Source organism: Affinundibacterium seohonense (assembly GCF_014284305.1).
Taxonomy (GTDB): Bacteria; Pseudomonadota; Gammaproteobacteria; order Burkholderiales; family Burkholderiaceae_D; genus Undibacterium; species Undibacterium seohonense.
Genome location: NZ_JACOFW010000009.1, coordinates 71,348 through 87,588 on the forward strand (window position 1 = coordinate 71,348; position 16,241 = coordinate 87,588).

Below are 16,241 nucleotides of genomic sequence, written 5' to 3' on the forward strand. Positions count from 1 at the left end.
GAAGGTGGAACTTTACTAGGAGTATTGGATTGACAGTAGCAATCGGAAAGCACCCTAACCACCGTTTCCTACCGTCTTCCAATGTTCAAATATCCACAGGATCAATCTCCACGCCCCACTTCACCCGGCTCTTCATCGCCCTGAGGTCGGCGATCCAATCTTTGAGGAAAGCTTGCAATGCTGGTCGCGAGGTTGACTCGATAAGGAGTTGGGCGCGGTCGACGTTGTGCACGCGGGTCATCGTCATGGGGATGGGATCGTTGATCGTGATCCCATGATGCGGTGTGCAATTGGCGGCATCTTTGAGAAACAGGATCGCGGTTTCTAACTCTTTGGCTTCGGCACGTAGTAGTGCTTGGTAGATAAAAGGCGGCATCGCCGCTTGTTGGCGCTCTGCTAATAAATCGTCGGCAAAACCTTGGTAGTTGTGCGCCATCAAGGCGTGGTATAGCGGGTGATCTGGGTAACGCGTTTGTATCAAGACTTCGCTGGCATTGCCGCCATCTTTTTGCGCGGCACGACCGGCGCGGCCAGCGACTTGCATCAATTGCGCAAACAAGCGCTCACTTGCACGGAAATCTTGTGAAAATAAGGCACTGTCAGGATTGAGCGCCGCGACCAAGGTCAGATTTTTGAAATCATGGCCTTTTGCCACCATTTGCGTGCCGATCAAGATATCGACTTCGCCGCGATGGACGGTGTCGAATGCCGCTTCCGCACTGCCCTTGAGCCGTGTCGAGTCAGCATCAATTCGAAACACCCGCGCTTCGGGGAAAATAAGTTTCAAGCCTTCTTCCAATCTTTGCGTGCCGCGTCCCAAAGGTTGCAGATCAATATTGCCGCAAGTTGGGCAGGCACGAGGAATACGTTGCTCCAGTCCGCAATGATGGCAACGTAGCTTTTTGTCCAGTTTGTGCATGACCAAATGCGCGGTGCAACGGGTGCAATTGCTGATCCAACCGCAGGCATCGCAATGAATTACAGGCGCGTATCCTCGTCGATTCAAAAATAGTAGTGATTGCTCACCTTTCTCAAGACGTAGACGAATTGCCGATACGAGTCTCTGAGTCAGACCCTCGGATGGTTTTTCTCGTTCGGTGTTAATGATCTTGACGATAGGCAAGACCGCCGATTTCACCGCACGTTCTGTCAACTCAAGTTTTTGGTAACGCCCCGCCTTGGCGTGTTGCCAGGTTTCTAAAGACGGCGTGGCGGAACCCAACACGACTGGGATACCAAGTTGTCGCGCCCGCCAAACGGACAAATCACGCGCGGAATAACGCAAGCCTTCTTGTTGCTTATAAGACGGATCGTGCTCTTCATCAATCACGATCATTTTGAGGTTGGGAAGGGATGACAAAATTGCCAAACGCGTTCCTAAAATAATACGAGCTCTACCGGTGTGTGCGGCTAACCAATGTAGCAGGCGCTCGCCTTCAGCCATGCCACTATGTAAAGTGGCAATCTGCAAACCCGGAAAACGATTGCGAATATTGCCTTCTAATTGTGGGGTCAGATTAATTTCGGGCACCAAGATCAAGACTTGGGCTTGCTCACTTTGCGCCAAAACCTTGGCCGCTGCCTGCAAATACACCTCAGTTTTGCCGCTGCCTGTCACACCATGCAATAAATACGCCGCAAACCCTGTCGTTGTGGAAATTGTATCCACTGCAAGTAGTTGCTGAGAATTCAAAACGGGCTCTTGCGCGGGAAGAACACTTTGCTCGATTGGCAACTTTGCGAGTTTCTTCAAGTTCCGATCTAGGGATGTCGCCTTGGGCACGCGTAGGTTTTTTGGCAAAGCGGGAATGGCAACTTCACCCAATGGTCTTTGATAATAATCCGCAGCAAAGCGACATAAGTCTAGCCAAGCCGGCATCAGTGGCGGACATTGATGGCGCACGCTGAGGACGGATTTCATTTTATCCGCGGGCACATCGGTTTGACTAGAGATCGCGACGATCAGCCCAGCGATTTCCTGGCGACCAAATGGCACCAAGGTAATCTGCCCAATTTGAGGTAGTGGCTCCGCGTCAACTGGCTCCCAACGGTAGTCGAAGAGTCTGTCAAGGGGGGTGTCAAGTGCGATAGTGAGGTAAATAGGTTCCACGAACTTAATGTAAGGGGTGAGGTAATGCGCTAACTATCGGTTTCATAAGCTCTTTTTACGCTATCCACACAAACTGTGGATAACTTTGTGGACAAACCCATCTTGACAAGCCGCCAGCCTAGTCTCTATGCGGGTTTCAACAGATTGCCCAATTGGGACGCACAAAAAAACTCTATAAAAAACAATGACTTAGAAAAAAGCATTTGAGACGAAAAACAAATTTTAATATTATTTTTTTGTGCGCTTTTTTTGTGAATAACTACTAAAAAATCTAGTCCAAAGTCTGACTTATACACCGCTATTTGATTGACTTTATCCAGCATTCTGGCTGCTAAGCCGCACCAACACTATGTTTTGCGTAGCAACATGACGAATCGTCAAGCTTGATCATTCGATATGGGTATTTAGATCTAGTCCTCGCGCGCACATTCGCAAAAGACTAAGGCGACACTTAGCATCCAATCTCACACCACTTATCCAAAACCGCGCGAAAGCTAGGCGCAACTTGCCAAGCTTCCCTGATCCGACCAAAGAGCCGTTAAGCTTGACGCTGCTGGCGACTGACTTCGTGTACGGTTTCCACCAACACCGTGACCGCATCTGGCGAAGTGAATTGCGAAATACCGTGACCCAAGTTAAAGACATGACCGTGACCAGCGCCAGGTTTGCCATAAGCATGCAAAGCCGCCGTCACTTCTTTACGGATCTGATCTGGCTCAGCGAACAAAACTGCTGGATCAAGATTACCCTGCAATGCCACTTTGTCGCCAACTCGCGCACGCGCCTGCCCTAAATTAACCGTCCAATCCAAGCCCAACGCATCGGCACCGATATCCGCAATTTGCTCTAACCACAAGCCACCGCCTTTGGTGAAGACGATGCAAGGAATACGTTTGCCATCTTTTTCTTTTTGCAATTTGCTGACAACATCTTGCATGTATTTCAATGAAAAACGCTGATAAGCGCCATCCGCCAGCGCTCCACCCCAGCTATCAAAAATCATCACAGCTTGCGCACCCGCATCAATTTGCGCATTCAAGTACGTCGCCACCGCTTCGGCATTCAAACGCAAAATGCGATCCATCAAATCAGGACGCTTGTACATCAAAGTCTTGACGCCATGAAACTCACGCGAACCCTGACCTTCCACCATATAACAAGCCAAAGTCCAAGGACTGCCAGAAAAACCGATCAATGGCACACGACCATCCAAAGTACGACGGATCTGCGTCACGGCATCAAACACGTATTGCAGACTGCCCTCTTCAGGCACTTTCAAATCCATAATGGATTTTTCATCCTTCAGAGGACGTTCAAATTTAGGACCTTCGCCTTCTTCGAAATACAAACCCAAGCCCATCGCATCGGGCACAGTCAAAATATCCGAAAACAAAATCGCCGCATCGAGCTTAAAGCGATCCAAGGGCTGAATCGTCACCTCAGTCGCAAAATCCGGATTCTTGGCCAAGCTCATAAACGAACCAGCACCTTTACGCGTCGCACGGTATTCAGGCAAATAGCGCCCAGCCTGACGCATCAACCATAAAGGCGTGTAGTCAGTTTCCTGACGCAACAAGGCACGTAAAAAGGTATCGTTTTTGAGCGGAGCGAATTGGTTGGACATAGCGTGCTTTCGTAGAGCGAAATAGGTAATCCGCTATTATCCCCGATCTCTGGCTTAACCGCATACGTAAAATGTCAAAGAGGGTGCGCGTGGTGGACTGAGGACTTCAGGCGACTGGTAAGGAAATTACACTACGGCACCAGTTTCCACATGCTTGAAACTAAGTTTGAATTGCTTTCTTGACTCAAGATAGACACTTGATAGAATGCTGCTCTTTACAATTACTTTTTTTCATAGAATTCTTGGCACTGCAAGAATTACGTAATCGGTGGCGGTCACCAATCAAGGGCGCGGTCATGACTACTCGCTAGATTTAAGAATCATGAAACTACTCACAAAATTATTTCTCTTAGTATTAGTGTCAAGCATCGGTATATTCGGTTACAACAGACTTCCTGTTATTTATAAACATGAGATGGAGGATTGGTATGCGCGACTTGGCGAGCCAGCATTCGTCGAAGCTCCAGATAGTTTCACAACGCGTTTACAAGAAGACGTCATTAGAGAATATACAAAGAGAGGGCATAAATTGACATGCTATGGCAATCTTCAAAAAGAAGACCGTGTATCAGTCGAAAATGACTATCTTTGTTTTGCTCACATCAATACAGCATACGACGGAATACCTGCTCGAATGGTCACATTTTTCTTTTCCAAAAGCGAACTTAGCGACGTTCGAATCGAGTTTCCAAGCTCGTCATATGACAAATTGCAAAGCTATTTATCAAGAAAGCTTGCCAATAGTCAACGTCTAGATTTGCTCCCTTTTTTCGATTTTGGAACCGACAACATGGGTGGCAAGTTAATGGTATGGCGTGTTCCAGAGGGAATACTTGTTACCTCTGATTCTCGAGTTAAAGGCGACATCACTGTTCTGCTCTGGACAAACCAAATGCCATTCCAAAACGAGTCTAAAGTTTTCGCACCAGGAATTTAGACGGATCTACGTTCAAGTCTGCATTAAACTTCACTATTCAACATAGTCCAGATCGAAACTCGATAAACAATGGAGAGTGGGGTCTGGTCTTGACATGACATACTTCATCGACAATGCCGATTAACTGAATTGTCGGCCGCGTAGAACAAGTACATATCTAAAATGAGAGTGTCTCTCAACTAAGACTAGGCACTTAACTTTGATTGCCAAATTGAGACAATGTTTTCAAAAGTTGAAATGGCCGCAAGCCAAGATCGTGTTTCGCAAACCTATTCCGAAATTTCAACACCACACGAATAAAAAACGGCGGATATGTCCGCCGCTTACAAAGAACTAGTGAGATCTCAATTGCGCCATGAAGTGAGTATGCGCAAAATGTACCAGAACATCAACGCCACGGAAGCGAACAATTCCAGTGCTGCACCGACATAGCGCTCTTCGTCGTAATGATGAATGATGTTAGAGGCGTCGTACAAAATCGCACCACCTGCAAAGGCGACCATCGCGACGCTAAAAAACATACCCAGTTGAAATCCAAAAATCACACCAGACACTACCAAGACTAAAGCCAGCAATCCAGCCCATTTCAAGATCGTGCCAAGAAAACTAAAGTCCTTGCGTGAAGTGTAAGCAATCGCAATCAAGGCAACCGTGGCAATCAAGGTAATGACCGCAGCATTGGTGATCACGCCCGGTGCATAGCTATTGGCCACATACAATAAGGGGACAAAAATAATTGCTTCAGCCACAATGAAGGCGCCCAAAGCGGCATATTGCATGGCTTTACTCTCCACCGTATGTGCCGCCCGTGAAGCCAACCAACTGATCAACATAAACGCGCCCATGATGGCGAGCCAAGGCAATTGGAAAATTGCGAGTGCGATGGTTTCTGACAAACCCGTCGCGAAAAACAGCATTTCAATCACGGTGAAAGCAACAATAGAACCGCCTAGATGATTAAAAGTTTTGGCGATAAATTTTTCGCGAGAAGGACCATACGTATTTTGGCCACTAACTTGTGCTTCGAGTTCCATGTTTTTCCTTTGTGAAATTTTGGAGAGGTATTGATAAAAATGCCGGCAAGTGCGTGATGCTCTGTCGAGCAGCCCTGAGCTTTGCTACGGCTCGTTCAAACTCAATTGAACAAATATTTACATTAAAAACAATTTCAAATTAACCACCACGAGTCATACTAGAGGTTGTTTGTTATTTAAGCAATACATGTGTTGCCAATTTAACTTCTTAAGTCAACAAAAATGGATTTTCAGCTTATGTGAAAATTGATCAATCATGCAGATCAATCATCATGGTTTCTTGCATCAAAGCCCAAGCTGGATAGAATCGCCATCTTGATTTGTGACGCGAGTTATCCAAGTTTTGACAAAGTGAAGATCAGCAGCACACTGTTAGCAACAAATATTTGTTGCGGTTGAAGTGTATGCATCAACAGTGGCATGCCTCGTGTTACTGTATTTGGCGATTAATGAAATTTAAGAACACCGCCAACAAGACGTTTGATTCCGTTGTCGGCCTCCACTAGACTGCTTTGCCCTGCACTTTACAGATTAAAATTCCTCAACCACCATCACATAAAAAAACAAATGCCCCACTCACTAGTTTTACCAATGACTGCACATGTTCTACTCTCGGCACTACTCTATGTTCTACTGACGGTCGCGCGGGCTCCTAAGGTATGGGGAATTGGTAGGCGCGCGGATGGTTCTAATCCGTGGGCGGCGTTTGAACCTCGCATTAGTGCTAATTTGTCGAACCAATTTGAATGGCCACTATTCTTTCATGTGGCGTGCTTATTACTCATCTTTGGCGGGCCAAGTAATTTGCTTGTCCTCGCGTTGGCGTGGATCTTTGTGGCGGGACGAATTTTGCATAGTTTGATCCAAATTCTCACCAACAATATCCGTATGCGCGGAGTCGTATTTACCCTGAATTTTCTCGCGGTGATCGGGCTTTGGCTCGTGTTGCTGTATGCGAACACAAACTCATAACATCTGCCAAGGACTTCATGGGTTTATTTCGGCTGACTGTAGACGGGAGTGGCGTCGCCTGTGGATTGAAGGCTCTTCGAAACATGGTCGACTCGCTCGTTTTGACTTGCCTTCACCATGAAACTTGTATTACGGCCCAAGCGCTTTTTTGCTAATTTTTATTCATCGATGTTAAACGCTGTAACCGGTTTATTTCGCCCTACCAATGTAGTGACGGGCAAACAAGTCCGGTAGTCAAAAATCTCTGCAACTGACACATTGCCATGAATTGAATCTAACAGAAATCTAGGCCAAACAAATACACCTAGCACTGTGGATAACTTTGTGGGTAATTTTGGGATAATTTGATGTGGCTCGGTACGAAGACAGAGATCGATTTAATTTAGCTCTGCAAGTCCTTGAAAATAAACGATTTTAATTGAATTAATTTTTTGCAAATCAATTTCTCAGGATAAATACTTATTCTCATTTTGTGGATAAATATATTTTCCAGCAAAAATTGTTTGATTTTTCGTGGATTATGAGGAGTCTCAAGCAATTAACTTAAATTCCTAAATAGCTCGTTTCCGAACATACCTCGGTAGCCGGAGTGCTCGCATCTGTCATTGAAAATAACTGAGCAATTTGCCGATCAATGCCTGCTTGCTTGTTAAACCGATATCCCGCGTTCAAATGGAGGATTTGGGATTATTCAACTTTAATTTTTAAGTAGTCTGGATGTGGTGCTGGGTAACCCAAATTTAGGCTGGCGAGCTTTTCGACAACAATGCTGGCGATAATCAGGTTGCGTTGAGTTTTGGAGTTGGCCGGAATGATATGCCAAGGTGCATGCTCGGTATGCGTAGCACAAATCGTTGCCTGATAGGCATCTCGATACTTGTCCCACGATGCTCGTTCTATCAGATCTTTTGGGTCAAATTTCCAATGTTTATGCGGGTCATTTAGGCGTTCTTGCAAGCGCTCTTTCTGTTCATCTTTGGAAATATGCAAAAAGAATTTAAGAATGGTAGTACCAGTTTCGGCTAACATGCTTTCAAAAGCATTGATATGGGTATAGCGTCGCTTAACTTCGTCTGCACTGATCCAGTCGAGTACTTGAGTAATCAAGACATCTTCGTAATGACTGCGATTAAAAATGACCAGCTCCCCTGCTGCAGGAACTTGTTGGTGAATCCGCCATAAAAAGTCGTGTGCTAGTTCCTGTGCTGTTGGTGCTTTGAAGCTCACGCTGCGTATGCCTGCAGGATTTGATGCGCCAAATACTATTCTGACGGTGCCGTCTTTACCGGACGTATCCATGCCTTGCAGGATAATCAGGAGTTTGTGCTTTTGTTGTGCATACAAGACGTTTTGAAATTCGGCAATTTGCGCACTGAGCTCGAGTGTCTTTTCCTTCGTCAATGCTTTGCTGTCAACTGATGCGAGTGGCCGTAAATCGGCATCTTTTTCCAGTAAAACGACATTTGGCGACGCTAGAAATTGCGTTGAGACATTCATGGCTTACTCCGGTTTATTTTAGTCGTCGAGTTGATTCAGGCGCTTGTGCTCGATCTTAGTGCAACGATCCATAACGACTTCTAAACCAGCTTCTTGCGCGCTAGTCGCTGCCGACTCGTTGCTGATGCTTAATTGCATCCAAATGGCGCCCGCTCGAAGCGCGATGGCATCGGCTACGATAGCCGGAATATCCTCAGATTTACGAAAACAATCAACGATATCGATGTGCAATCCCGTTGCTTGTTGTGCTGCTGCAAGGCTAGGAAAACATGGCTCACCGAGTATAGTGGTGCCCGCTTGTAATGGATTCACCGCTAAAATTTTATAACCGTGTGCTTGCAGATAGTCTGCAACCTTATAGCTATCTCGCTCCGGTTTATTCGAAATACCAACAATGGCTATCGTCTTGGCTGTGTTTAACAAACGATCGATTAATACTTCAGACATATTTTTCCCCCTCAACGATGTAGATAAAGAAAAAGGCAGCCGAAGCTGCCTTTTTCCATTGTGAAACCAATATCGTAAAACTTTATTGCTTCTGCAAATTAAAACCTCTACAGAATTAACGCTTAGAACGTAACTTCTGAATCGCTGCCAACTGAGCGATCGCGGATTGCAATTCGGCTTGCGCTTGCGCGTAGTCGATGCCTGATTCGCGATTGACCAAAGCTTCTTCCGCCAATTTCTTGGCTTCAGCTGCTTTTGCTTCATCAAGATCATGACCACGAATCGCAGTATCAGCAAGAACAGTTACCGCATCCGGTTGAACTTCCAAAATCCCGCCAGCAACGAATACAAATTCGTCTTCAGCTTGACCTGCAACCTTGATACGCACCGCGCCTGGCTTGATACGTGTGATCAGTGGTGTGTGTTTTGGGTAGATACCCAATTCACCTGATTCACCCGGCAACGCGACGAATTCAGCTTCGCCAGAAAAGATCATCTCTTCTGCAGAAACCACGTCAACGTGAATAGTATGTGCCATGTGCTAACCTTTTCTTTCGTCTAAGTACGCTTGTGCGCACCACGAAAAGTCTGCCTTTTGCGTCGATTGCTTCGAGTCGTATCACCTACGCGTTACGACTCAAGCAAACGAGGTCGCAATATTAAGCAGCCATTTTCTTCGCTTTTTCGATCGCTTCGTCGATTGTACCTACCATGTAGAACGCTTGTTCTGGCAAGTGATCGAGTTCACCGGATGCAATCATCTTGAAGCCTTTGATTGTATCTTTGAGTGAAACGTATTTACCTGGAGAACCAGTAAATACCTCAGCAACGTGGAAAGGCTGAGACAAGAAACGTTGCATCTTACGTGCACGAGCAACGATCAACTTATCTTCAGGTGCCAATTCGTCCATACCCAAAATCGCGATAATGTCACGCAATTCTTTGTAGCGTTGCAAAGTACCTTGAACAGCGCGTGCTGTTTCGTAGTGATCTTGACCAACGACTTGTGGGTCCAACTGACGTGAAGTTGAATCGAGTGGATCAACCGCTGGGTAAATACCCAAAGAGGCGATGTCACGAGACAAAACAACGGTGGAATCCAAGTGAGCAAACGTTGTCGCTGGGGATGGATCTGTCAAGTCATCCGCTGGAACGTAAACCGCTTGAATCGACGTAATAGAACCAGTCTTAGTGGAAGTAATACGTTCTTGCAAACGGCCCATTTCTTCAGCCAATGTTGGTTGGTAACCTACCGCGGAAGGCATACGGCCCAACAACGCAGAAACTTCCGTACCAGCCAATGTGTAACGATAGATGTTATCGACGAAGAACAACACGTCTTTACCTTCGTCACGGAAACCTTCAGCGATCGTCAAACCAGTCAAAGCAACGCGCAAACGGTTACCTGGTGGTTCATTCATCTGACCGTACACCATCGCTACTTTGGAATCTTCTGGATTTTCCAAGTTAACAACGTTAGCGTCAGCCATTTCGTGGTAGAAGTCATTACCTTCACGAGTACGTTCACCAACACCAGCAAACACGGACAAACCGCTGTGTGCTTTAGCAATGTTGTTGATCAACTCCATCATGTTAACGGTCTTACCAACACCCGCACCACCGAACAAACCAACTTTACCACCCTTCGCAAATGGGCAAACCAGATCAATAACTTTGATACCGGTTTCCAACAATTCTTGCGATGGAGAGAGTTCGTCGTAAGCAGGTGCTTTACGGTGAATTGACGCTTGTGTTTCACGGCTAACCGGACCACATTCATCAATCGGGTTACCCAATACGTCCATAATACGGCCCAGTGTTGCTTTGCCGGTTGGAACCATAATTGGATTACCAGTGTTACTAACCATCAAGCCGCGACGCAGACCATCAGAGGTACCCAGCGCGATGCAACGGACAATGCCGTCACCCAATTGCTGTTGCACTTCTAACGTCAGGTCAGAGCCTTCCATTTTTAAGGCATCGTAAATTTTAGGCATCGCATTGCGTGGAAATTCAACGTCCACAACAGCGCCGATACACTGAACGATTTTGCCATTAGCCATGTTCGTTCCTTCAATAATTATAAATTCAGTTTAGACCGCTGCCGCGCCGGCGACGATCTCGGAAAGCTCTTTGGTAATAGCGGCTTGACGAGTTTTGTTGTAAATCAATTTCAACTCACCAATCACACTACCTGCGTTATCACTTGCTGACTTCATCGCCACCATACGTGCCGATTGTTCAGACGCCATGTTTTCTGCAACCGCTTGATAAATCAAAGCTTCAACATAACGAATCAACAATTCATCGATCACCGCAGCTGCATCTGGTTCGTAAATATAGTCCCAAGAATGTTGGGCTTTATTTGTTTCCAGCTTGTCCGCTGTCAGAGGCAATAATTGCTCTAACACTGGCTCTTGCTTCATGGTGTTAATGAATTTCGTGTAGCTTAAGTAAACCGCATCGATTTTGCCTTCCTGATACGCATCCAGCAACAACTTCACTGGGCCAATCAATTTATCGAGGTGGGGTGTATCACCCAATTGCGTCGCATGCGCCACAACTTTTGCACCTACTCGATTCAGGAAACCAAGACCTTTATTACCAATTGCGACCGCTTCAATTTTTGAACCTTGACCTTCAAGTTCACGCATTTTATTGGTGACCAAACGCAAAACGTTGGTATTCAAGCCACCGCACAAACCCTTATCTGTCGTTACAACAACCAATCCAACTTTCTTGGATTGGTCTTGTTGAACCATGAAAGGATGCGTGTACTCTGGGTTAGCCTGTGACAAGTTTGCTGTGATCGTACGAATCTTTTCACTGTACGGACGAGCCGCACGCATTCTTTCTTGCGCTTTACGCATTTTAGAAGCGGCGACCATTTCCATCGCCTTCGTGATCTTCTTCGTATTCTCTACGCTTTTGATCTTGCCACGTATCTCTTTACCTACAGCCATGAGTAAACTCCTTCAAGCTAAGGTAAATTAAAATGCGCCGGATTTTTTGAAATCAGCGATTGCGGCAGCCATGGCAGCTTCGCCATCTTTGTCCAATTGCTTAGTCTCTTCAATCTTTTGCAACAAGGCTGCATGGCTAGTTTTCATGAAGTTATGTACGCCAGCTTCGAAAGCCAAAACTTTCTTCACAGGTACATCATCCAAGAAACCTTTGTTCACTGCGAACAAAGTGACTGCCATCAGAGAAATCGACAATGGTGCGTACTGAGCTTGTTTCAACAATTCAGTAACGCGGGCACCACGATCCAATTGCTTACGGGTTGCTTCATCCAAGTCAGACGCGAACTGCGCAAACGCAGCCAATTCACGATACTGTGCCAAGTCAGTACGAATACCACCGGACAAGTTTTTGATAACTTTAGTTTGAGCAGCGCCACCAACGCGTGACACGGAAATACCCGCGTTAATCGCTGGACGAATACCTGCGTTAAACAAGGAAGTTTCCAAGAAGATCTGACCGTCAGTAATCGAAATTACGTTGGTTGGAACGAAAGCAGAAACGTCACCCGCTTGTGTTTCAATGATAGGCAATGCTGTCAATGAACCTGTCTTACCTTTAACTTCACCGTTAGTGAATGCTTCAACGTAGTCTGGGTTAACACGTGCTGCGCGCTCTAACAAACGTGAGTGCAAATAGAACACGTCACCTGGGTATGCTTCACGACCTGGTGGACGGCGCAACAACAGGGAAACTTGACGGTAAGCCACAGCTTGCTTAGACAAATCATCATAAACGATCAATGCATCTTCGCCGCGATCACGGAAGTATTCACCCATCGCGCAACCAGAGTATGCGGATACGTATTGCATCGCTGCAGATTCAGCTGCAGTTGCCGCAACAACGATGGTGTATTCCATTGCGCCGTGTGCTTCTAAAGCGCGCACAACGTTTTTAACAGAAGACGCTTTTTGACCAATCGCTACATAGATACATGTAACGTCTTGACCTTTTTGGTTAATGATCGCGTCAATCGCTACTGCTGTTTTACCAGTTTGACGATCGCCAATGATCAATTCACGCTGACCACGACCAACTGGAACCATGGAGTCGATAGACTTCAAACCAGTTTGCAATGGTTGAGAAACGGATTGACGTGCAATAACGCCTGGTGCAATCTTTTCGATTGGTGCAGACAATTTTGCATTGATAGGACCTTTGCCATCGATTGGTTGACCCAATGCGTTAACAACACGGCCGCGCAGTTCTGGACCGATAGGAACTTCCAAAATACGACCAGTACATTTCACTGTGTCGCCTTCAGAGATGTGCTCGTAGTCACCGAGAATAACGGCACCAACGGAATCACGTTCCAAGTTCAAAGCCAGACCAAATGTATTGCCTGGGAATTCCAACATCTCGCCTTGCATCGCGTCGGACAAACCGTGGATGCGGCAGATGCCGTCGGTAACGGAAATAACCGTACCTTGATTACGAATCTCAGCACCGTCGCCAAGGCCTTGAATACGGCTCTTGATCAACTCGCTGATTTCTGATGGGTTGAGTTGCATACAAACTCCTAAAATTATTTCATTCTTTCGGGAACCGCTAAAATCCAGTTCTAGAGCGCATCACTGCGTTGCTTTTCCTCGCAATACTTTCGTATTGCTCCGGGAAGCGCCTTGTGCTGCATCTCTATAATTGAATTTATAGAGGCTCCCTTTTGACTGCCAATTAGGCCGTCAGAGCGTTGTGCATCTGTTGCAGCTTGGCACGAACCGAAGTATCTAACACTTGATCACCAACCACGATACGCACACCACCGATCAGGGACGAATCCACTGTCACAGTTGGGTGCAGTTTGCGACCAAATTTCTTTTCCAGTGTTGCGGCCAAATCTTTAACCTGTGCGTCAGTCATTTCAAATGCGCTGGTGATTTCAGCATCTGCAGAGCCAGCGTCGGCATTTTGCAAAGCATGAAATTGCACAGCGATTTCTGGCAATGTGGTTAAACGGTCATATTCAGTCAATGTAAGCACGAAGTTTTTCGCTTCAGCAGTTACAGGTGACTTCAACACGGACAAGAAAGCCTCAGCAGTTTGCGCTGCGGAGACTTTGGGGTTGTGTGCAAGAGCTACTACATCTGAGTGCGCCGCGGCTTGCGCCATCTCGGCAACGAGTTCCGACCAAGCGGACAAGTTACCGGACTTAGCAACGCGATACAACGCTTCTGCGTATGGACGAGCGATCGTTGCGAGTTCTGCCATGATTACAGCTCAGTCTTTAACAAGTTCAACATATCAGCATGTGCTGATGCATTGACTTCACGTTTCAAGATTTGCTCTGCGCCTTTCACTGCCAAAGCAGCTACTTGGTCACGCAATTCTTCGCGTGCTTTTGTGACTTGGCTATCCGCTTCAGCTTTAGCAGCAGCGATAATACGCGCAGCTTCTGCGTTAGCAGCATTCTTAGCTTCTTCAACGATCAATTGACCACGCTTCTCAGCGTTTGCAACATGTTTCAAGCCTTCTTCACGAGCGCCCGCCAATTCAAGCTGAATCTTTTTCTCAGCTTCTTTCATGGCAGCTTGCCCTTGATCCGCAGCAGCTAAGCCGTCTGCGATTTTTTTCATACGTGCATCGATGGCACCAATCAATGGTGGCCAAACGAATTTCATGGTGAACAAAGCCAAGATGAAAAACACCCCTGCTTGATACCACATGGTTTGATTAAGATTCATCGTCGTTTCCTTGTGTGAATTATCGTTCCGCTAGCGCTGATCTTGTGACCAGCACCGCGGTAGAAAAAGGAAATTAAATTAACCTTGGAATGGATTAGCAGTTGCGAAGAACATCGCGATACCAACACCGATAATGAACGCAGCATCGATCAAACCAGCCAACAACAACATTTTACCTTGCAACTTGTCCATCAATTCTGGTTGACGAGCAGACGCTTCCAAATACTTACCACCCATCATAGCGATACCGATACATGCACCCAAAGCGCCCAAACCGATAATCAAACCACAAGCCAAAGCTACAAATGCGACGTTAGTCATGAGAGAACTCCCTAAAAGTTAAAAAATTAAAATACCAAAACCAAAAACTAAAACCAAAAAACCTAAATTCAAAACCGTTCTTACTGAATCCTGCTGAACTACTTAATTCCGATTACTCATTTCTAATAATTAATGCGCCTCATGAGCCTGACCCATGTACACCAGAGTCAACATCATGAAAATAAAGGCTTGCAAGAATACGATCAAAATATGGAAGATAGCCCAGATCGAACCAGCAATGATTTGTCCAACGCCACCGAAGTGACTGTAAGCACCAAGTAAAGCGATCAACAAGAACAACAATTCACCAGCAAACATGTTACCGAACAGTCGCATACCGAGTGAGAATGTCTTAGCGGCATATTCAACTAGATTCAAAGCAATATTGAATGGCAACATCATTGGGCCAAACGGTGCTGTGCATAATTCTTTGACAAAGCCGCCTGCACCTTTAATCTTGACAGAGTAAAACATCATCAATGCAAACACACCAACAGAGATACCCAGAGTACCATTCAAGTCAGCGGTAGGAACAACGCGGTGATAAGTATGGGTATCGATGCCCAAAGCTGGGAATAACCAGACTGAAAACAAATCGACTGGCAAGAAATCCATCGCGTTCATCAAAGAAACCCACATGAACACGGTTAAAGCCATCGGCGCGATAAAGGAGACATTGCCATGAACAATACTTTTCGCTTGATCATTGACCATCTCAACAATCATTTCAATCGCGCATTGGAAACGACCTGGAACGCCAGAGGTAGCTTTACGTGATGCCATGTACATCAAGATGATCGCGGTCAAACCGCAGAACACTGACCAAATAATTGTGTCGTAGTTGATGTAGGACATATCCACCAACGCGGTTTGTTGTTGATTGGCGTTGTTGAGGTGACCAAGGTGATGGGAAATATATTCCGACGGGGTTGGGGCGTGTTCAGATGCGCTCATAATCAATGCCTAAAGAGTAGTATTAAATAACTTTTCATTACCACGATGAATGCAGCGAGAAACGCCAGCCAGTTCAATCCGGGGTAAAACATAACCACCGCTCCCATGAGAGCCAAGGTCAGTGCAATTTTTATAAACTCGCCGACGAAAAAATTCATCGGGTTGGCACCACCGGGTTTTCGCACGCTACTGAGTAAGCGCAAAGCAAAAAACGCGTTTGGCAGCGCGCAACATAGTCCGCCGAGCAGAGCGGATATACCAGAAGAGAGACCAGACACTAACAACGCCACCAGCGCCGCGATGAAAGCTGCTGCAAATTGCAACAGGATGATGCGCGCCATGCCACTCCCCAGTTTTACAACAAGTGTTCATTTATCGTCAGCGCACGAAGCAATTTTCTTATTTTTCGATGCTTAATCTGCGCTGCATTGGTGCTCTGTTTGATCTATTGTAGTGCTGCCTTCGTGCTATTTTGGTGCGCATTAGGGCAGATTTTCCAAAGCCACGGAATTATACGTGCATGTATAAGCAAGGTCAAACGTTTGATGCAACGCAACAAATTTCGTTTTAGAATTCATTTACCCAATAGTCTTCGACTATTTAGCAAATTCGCCGAGGATTATAGGCAAACTTGCTATCCTGA

The 16,241-nt window shown here is 46.1% G+C and carries 16 protein-coding genes; 2 read left to right on the forward strand and 14 right to left on the reverse strand.

The genetic code is table 11. The annotated features are described in order from the left end of the window. Positions 1-85 precede the first annotated feature (85 nt). On the reverse strand, positions 86-2,110 hold the full coding sequence (locus H8K52_RS10020; protein WP_186922765.1) for a primosomal protein N': 2,025 nt from the start codon (positions 2,108-2,110) through the stop codon (positions 86-88). Between the two features lie 538 nt (positions 2,111-2,648). After that, a complete protein-coding gene (gene hemE, locus H8K52_RS10025) occupies positions 2,649-3,734 on the reverse strand; it encodes a uroporphyrinogen decarboxylase (protein ID WP_186922766.1) in 1,086 nt (361 codons plus the stop codon). A gap of 322 nt (positions 3,735-4,056) precedes the next feature. Here hemE and H8K52_RS10030 point away from each other — a divergent pair, with 322 nt between their 5' ends. Further along, entirely contained in the window at positions 4,057-4,671 is a 615-nt protein-coding gene (locus H8K52_RS10030; protein ID WP_186922767.1) for a hypothetical protein, read from the forward strand. Between the two features lie 344 nt (positions 4,672-5,015). Here H8K52_RS10030 and H8K52_RS10035 read toward each other — a convergent pair whose 3' ends face one another. Then, a complete protein-coding gene (locus tag H8K52_RS10035; protein WP_186922768.1) occupies positions 5,016-5,705 on the reverse strand; it encodes a Bax inhibitor-1/YccA family protein in 690 nt (229 codons plus the stop codon). A gap of 567 nt (positions 5,706-6,272) precedes the next feature. Here H8K52_RS10035 and H8K52_RS10040 point away from each other — a divergent pair. Beyond that, positions 6,273-6,677 (forward strand): MAPEG family protein, encoded by a 405-nt coding sequence (locus H8K52_RS10040; protein WP_186922769.1) that lies wholly within the window; start codon positions 6,273-6,275, stop codon positions 6,675-6,677. Between the two features lie 687 nt (positions 6,678-7,364). Here H8K52_RS10040 and H8K52_RS10045 read toward each other — a convergent pair. The 11 genes from H8K52_RS10045 to H8K52_RS10095 all read right to left on the reverse strand — a co-directional run bounded on the left by H8K52_RS10045 (position 7,365) and on the right by H8K52_RS10095 (position 15,939). Continuing rightward, the gene (locus H8K52_RS10045) at positions 7,365-8,174 is read right to left on the reverse strand and encodes a PPK2 family polyphosphate kinase (RefSeq protein ID WP_186922770.1); all 810 of its coding nucleotides are present in this window, start codon (positions 8,172-8,174) and stop codon (positions 7,365-7,367) included. Positions 8,175-8,192: 18 nt separating this feature from the next. After that, positions 8,193-8,621, reverse strand: a complete 429-nt coding sequence (locus H8K52_RS10050; protein ID WP_186922771.1) for a CoA-binding protein — start codon at positions 8,619-8,621, stop codon at positions 8,193-8,195. Between the two features lie 115 nt (positions 8,622-8,736). Continuing rightward, entirely contained in the window at positions 8,737-9,159 is a 423-nt protein-coding gene (locus H8K52_RS10055; RefSeq protein WP_186891525.1) for a F0F1 ATP synthase subunit epsilon, read from the reverse strand. A gap of 121 nt (positions 9,160-9,280) precedes the next feature. Next, positions 9,281-10,684 carry a F0F1 ATP synthase subunit beta gene (atpD, locus tag H8K52_RS10060; RefSeq protein WP_186891524.1) on the reverse strand — a complete coding sequence of 468 codons (1,404 nt, stop codon included), beginning with the start codon at positions 10,682-10,684 and terminating at the stop codon, positions 9,281-9,283. Positions 10,685-10,714: 30 nt separating this feature from the next. Continuing rightward, positions 10,715-11,584: a F0F1 ATP synthase subunit gamma gene (gene atpG, locus H8K52_RS10065; RefSeq protein WP_186922772.1), complete on the reverse strand. Its 870-nt coding sequence runs from the start codon at positions 11,582-11,584 to the stop codon at positions 10,715-10,717. Between the two features lie 27 nt (positions 11,585-11,611). After that, on the reverse strand, positions 11,612-13,153 hold the full coding sequence (atpA, locus tag H8K52_RS10070) for a F0F1 ATP synthase subunit alpha (RefSeq protein WP_186891522.1): 1,542 nt from the start codon (positions 13,151-13,153) through the stop codon (positions 11,612-11,614). Between the two features lie 163 nt (positions 13,154-13,316). Beyond that, a complete protein-coding gene (locus tag H8K52_RS10075; protein WP_186922773.1) occupies positions 13,317-13,850 on the reverse strand; it encodes a F0F1 ATP synthase subunit delta in 534 nt (177 codons plus the stop codon). 2 nt (positions 13,851-13,852) lie between these two features. Next, positions 13,853-14,323: a F0F1 ATP synthase subunit B gene (locus H8K52_RS10080; protein ID WP_186922774.1), complete on the reverse strand. Its 471-nt coding sequence runs from the start codon at positions 14,321-14,323 to the stop codon at positions 13,853-13,855. 78 nt (positions 14,324-14,401) lie between these two features. Then, positions 14,402-14,644, reverse strand: coding sequence for a F0F1 ATP synthase subunit C (atpE, locus tag H8K52_RS10085; protein WP_186891519.1), 243 nt, complete (start codon positions 14,642-14,644; stop codon positions 14,402-14,404). A 129-nt stretch (positions 14,645-14,773) separates the two neighbouring features. Beyond that, positions 14,774-15,598 carry a F0F1 ATP synthase subunit A gene (atpB, locus tag H8K52_RS10090; RefSeq protein ID WP_186922775.1) on the reverse strand — a complete coding sequence of 275 codons (825 nt, stop codon included), beginning with the start codon at positions 15,596-15,598 and terminating at the stop codon, positions 14,774-14,776. Positions 15,599-15,600: 2 nt separating this feature from the next. After that, positions 15,601-15,939 (reverse strand): ATP synthase subunit I, encoded by a 339-nt coding sequence (locus H8K52_RS10095; protein WP_186922776.1) that lies wholly within the window; start codon positions 15,937-15,939, stop codon positions 15,601-15,603. Positions 15,940-16,241: the final 302 nt, after the last annotated feature.